The sequence below is a fragment of the Paenibacillus sp. 01T422 genome (assembly GCF_056398785.1).
In genome coordinates, this window is sequence record NZ_JBFTQB010000896.1 from 1 (window position 1) to 2,632 (window position 2,632).

Here is a 2,632-nt window from a genome sequence, read left to right on the forward strand (position 1 = left end):
TCACAGTTCCGCGAACTGTCCAAAAAGCCAGCTTTTCTAACAAATAGCGGACTATAGTTCCTTTTGCAGGACGTCACCTTGCCTGCCCCCTCACCGGCTTCGAGCACGCCCCACCTGAAAGGGAACTGTGGTACCCTATTTCAGGAAAAGCGCCTTTCTAGCTGCCCACGCGGAACTACAGTCCCTTATTTTGCCGGTTGGCTCCGCTTTTCAACCCAGATCGCAGAAATAGCGGATCACAGTTCCGCGAACTGACCAAAAAGCCAGCTTTTCTAGCAAATAGCGGATTGTAGTTCCTTTTGCAGGACGTCCTGGCCTGCCTCGTACTGCCTTCGCACCACACTCGCACTGCACTGACTCCAACCTGCCTTCGTATCACACTCGCATGCCCCGCCCTGACTCCAGCCCGCCCCCGCATCACACTCGCACCCCGCCCTGACTCCAGCCTGCCTTCGCATCACACTCGCATGCACTGCCCTGACTCCAGCCTGCCCCCGCATCACACTCGCACTGCCCTGACTCCGGCCCGCCCCGCTCCGCCTCACAAAAAAGCCGCCCCTAAGAGGCGACTTCTTTATACCGTCTGGTACGCGATGCGCACCGTTACGGTCGTTCCCTCCCCGAGCGTGGAGTGAATGCACAGCCCATAGTGATCGCCAGCGAACAGTTTGATCCTTTCGTTGACATTGTACAGTCCGTACGAGCTTCCGGAACCGTCCGACTTCATGGAGGGACGAGCTTTCGTCAGCAGGCTCTGCACGAGGTCCTCATCCATACCGATGCCATCGTCTGTGACGGAAAGGACCAGAACCCCATCCTCTTTTTTCGCTCCAATGAGGATGGTTCCGATCTTGCCCTTGGATTTGCGAATCCCGTGCAGAAGCGCATTCTCGACAATCGGCTGCAGCGTTAGCTTCGGCATCTCCAAATCATCGAGCCCATCTTCGATGTCGAAGTGTACCTCAAAGCTTTTAGGGAACCGATTCTGCTGGATTTCCAAATAAACTTTAGCCAAATTGAGTTCATCCGTGACGCTGACCAGGTCTCTGCCTTTGTTAAGGCTGAGCCTGAAATATTTGGCCAAACCATTAATCATATTCGAAATCTCCGGAGCATTATGACCAATGGCAATCCAATTAATTGTATCCAGTGTGTTGTACAAAAAATGCGGATTAATCTGCGCCTGCAAGGCTCGAAGCTGCGCTTCCCGCTCCTGTACTTTGGATTGATAGGTTTCCTCCATCAAACCATGAACTCTGTGGATGAGATGATCCACACTATTTTCAAGCAGCTTAAAGTCTCCTCCAGCATTAAACGTACGATCATCCAGGCTTTCAATTCCGCCTCTTTTAATCGTCCTGATGACAGTTTGGATCCGCCGGTTCATGTTGCGAACAATCATCGCCAGAAGGATAAATACGAGCAAAAGAAACAAAATCGTCACCGTCGAAATCGTCGCTACACCAGAAAATTGATTCAAAGCAACAGCCCGAGAGCTGATCTCCGATTGCGGCACCTCGGCGACAAGCTTCYACCCCGTTGAGGCCACCTTCGTATAAATGGCAAATCTCGGATTATTGTCATCGAGCAGACGAACGACGCCTTCATCATTTTGTGCAATTGTGGTCATGGGCTCGCTTTCCATCATTTTTTTACCGAGCAATGACTTGTCCTTATGTGAAATAATTTGGCCATCGTCCGCGATCAAATAAATATTACCCTCTTTGGTTAATTTAATTTTATTCAAAATATCGGTTATCGTTTTCTCGGCCACATCAATCAGCAGAACGCCGGAAATTTGATCGTAATCATGCAAATCCCGGAGCATGCGGGCAGCGGAGAAAATATAGGCCGGATCTTGATTGATAAATGATTCCAAATAAGCGCCCGACCATACGATTGCACCTCCTGAATTCATCACCCTTTCGTACCAAGGCCAGTTCTTCAGACTCTCCTGTGTGAAAAAGTTAACCCGCTCGCCTGTAAACATACGATCCCCATTTACGAACAAACGGACCCGGAATACATTGGTATTCGTCTCTGCACTATCTACCAAAATGCGCAGTTCTTTCAAGGAGTCCAATTGCTGATCGATCGTCGCTTTGCGATTCAAATATTCCGCCAACCTCGGATTCATAAATAACGTATTGGACGTATCCCGGACCGAATCGAACTGAAAATCCAAGTTGATGCTAGCTTGTTTAAGCGTTTGCAGCATCGTATTCGTTACTTCCTCTTCTAAGATGTGCGAGGACCTCTGGGTATGCACGACAAGCAAAACAGCCGCAGGAATGAGAATAAACAGCACATAACCTAGCAGCCAATACTTGGCAGCCATCACTCCGTTAGCAAGCAGCAGCACATAATTCCAACAATTAATAAGCAGCCGTTTCATCGAATCGCACCTTCTCTATATCATCTGGTCACGGTATGCGCTTGGCGTAAGTCCGACATATTTTTTGAACAACTTGCTGAAATAGCTGGGGTCTGAGTAACCTACCAAGAAACAGACTTCATAAAATTTATTGCGGGGATCACTGAGCAGCTCCTTCGCTTTCTCAATTCTCACCTTAGTCAGAAATTCATTAATCGTCTCACCCGTCTCCTGCTTGAACAGCAAACACATATAGGT

General features: G+C 48.9%; 2 protein-coding genes. Both read right to left on the reverse strand.

Going from position 1 to position 2,632, the window contains the following annotated elements:
• Positions 1 to 574: 574 nt before the first annotated feature.
• Positions 575 to 2,395 (reverse strand): cache domain-containing sensor histidine kinase, encoded by a 1,821-nt coding sequence (locus tag AC1DUA_RS33105; RefSeq protein ID WP_477503776.1) that lies wholly within the window; start codon positions 2,393 to 2,395, stop codon positions 575 to 577.
• A gap of 15 nt (positions 2,396 to 2,410) precedes the next feature.
• A partial coding sequence (locus AC1DUA_RS33110) for a helix-turn-helix domain-containing protein (RefSeq protein WP_477503777.1) occupies positions 2,411 to 2,632 on the reverse strand: 222 nt, incomplete at its 5' end.